Annotated in this window: 2 protein-coding genes; both read left to right on the top strand. The window is 41.7% G+C overall.

Features of this window, described 5'->3' with window-relative positions:
* Nucleotides 1-138: 138 nt before the first annotated feature.
* Nucleotides 139-648, top strand: a complete 510-nt coding sequence (purE, locus tag CEX73_RS02960) for a 5-(carboxyamino)imidazole ribonucleotide mutase (RefSeq protein ID WP_101627097.1) — start codon at nucleotides 139-141, stop codon at nucleotides 646-648.
* A complete protein-coding gene (gene purK, locus CEX73_RS02965; RefSeq protein WP_101627098.1) occupies nucleotides 645-1,715 on the top strand; it encodes a 5-(carboxyamino)imidazole ribonucleotide synthase in 1,071 nt (356 codons plus the stop codon). Before purE ends, purK begins: the two co-directional genes overlap by 4 nt.
* Nucleotides 1,716-1,815: the final 100 nt, after the last annotated feature.

Here is a 1,815-nt window from a genome sequence, read left to right on the forward strand (position 1 = left end):
GTAAAATGATGATAATCTGATTTACGCGCATAACTTACGCCAGGACTAGCCCTCTTTTTATTTTTCTTTTTCTTTTCATCTCATGGTATGTGGTATGCTTAATACTCACATAGTTGTTTATGCAATAAAGCTTATATTATGAAATGCAATCTTGCACCTACAAAAATATCTATCGTCATGGGTTCTAAAAGTGATTGGACAACTATGCAATTTACTGCCGAAATCCTTATTACGCTAGGTGTTTTCTTTGATGTAGAAATCATTTCAGCGCATCGGACTCCGGATAAACTATTCAGTTTTGCGGAGCAGGCTATAACAAATGGTTATGAAGTAATTATTGCTGGAGCAGGTGGAGCTGCACACTTACCTGGTATGCTTGCTGCGAAAACCATAATACCGGTATTAGGTGTGCCTGTACAAAGTACTGCACTAAGCGGAATCGATAGTCTTTACTCGATCGTTCAGATGCCTAGCGGCATTCCAGTAGGAACACTTGCCATAGGCAAGCCAGGTGCTGTTAATGCCGCATTGCTGGCTGCGCAAATACTTGCTTTACATGATGCACCACTTTCTGTACGGTTGAGACAATGGCGACAACAGCAGACCGAAGAAATTCTAATTCATTCAGATCCAAGGAATGCAGAGTGAAATCAGTTTGCGTACTAGGTAATGGACAATTGGGTCGTATGCTGCATCAGGCCGGCGAGCCATTAGGCATTACTGTTTTTCCAGTCGGGTTAGACGCAGAGCCAGAATCTGTACCTTTTCAGCAAAGCGTAATTACTGCCGAAATAGAACGCTGGCCAGAAACAGCACTAACTCGTCAATTAGCCAACCATAATAGTTTTGTAAATATAAATATTTTACCCCGTTTAGCTGACCGATTAAAACAAAAGCAATTGCTTAATCAACTAAATTTAGCAACTGCACCCTGGGAAAGACTACAAGATGCTACGCAATGGCCAGCCATTTATGTATCCTTTGACGCGTTAGTTATAGTAAAATGTAGAGTTGGTGGTTATGACGGACATGGTCAATGGCAGCTACGCCCTGGTGAAGAAGACAAGCTACCATTTGAGTGTTATGGTAAGTGCATTGTAGAACCAAAAATTATTTTTGATGAAGAAATATCTCTTGTAGGGGCTCGCAGTGTAGATGGTAGTATGGTTTTCTATCCGCTTACCCGCAATCTGCATAGTGATGGTATATTACGAGTAAGCGTTGTTTTCCCTGCTCCAGATAGCCGTTGGCAAAAAAAGGCTGAGAGTATGCTAGGTATACTTTTACAAGCACTGAACTATGTTGGAGTCATGGCGATGGAGTGTTTCATCATTGGAGATCAATTATTAATTAATGAATTAGCGCCGCGTGTACATAATAGCGGCCATTGGACACAAAATGGCGCCTCTATTAGTCAATTTGAGCTACATTTACGTGCCATTCTAATGTTACCTCTGCCAACACCTGTGGTTACTGCACCATCAATCATGATCAATCTAATTGGTATCGATGTCAGCGAGCGTTGGCTCGCTGATCCATTAGTTCATCTACACTGGTATGATAAAATAGTACGTCCAGGACGTAAGGTTGGTCACTTGAATCTTTGTCATCCAGATCATACGATACTTAGCCGTAGTCTGCAGTACTTAGCTGGACACTTGCCGGGAGAATATCAAGGTGGAATAACCTGGGCTAGACAACAGCTTAATAGCTAAGCTAGATAAAGTTATAATGTAGTACGTCGCGATAGAAGACGGAGTAATTCTCCACTAACTTCGCTAACCGGACGCTTTGCATCGACAGAAAAAAAAAGCA

The sequence above is a fragment of the Candidatus Palibaumannia cicadellinicola genome (assembly GCF_002855795.1).
GTDB classification, from domain to species: Bacteria; Pseudomonadota; Gammaproteobacteria; order Enterobacterales; family Enterobacteriaceae; genus Baumannia; species Baumannia cicadellinicola_C.

Coding starts and splice junctions, on each gene's coding strand:
- purE (WP_101627097.1), top strand. CDS start 139: ATGAAATGCAATCTTGCACCTACAAAAATATCTATCGTCATGGGTTCT.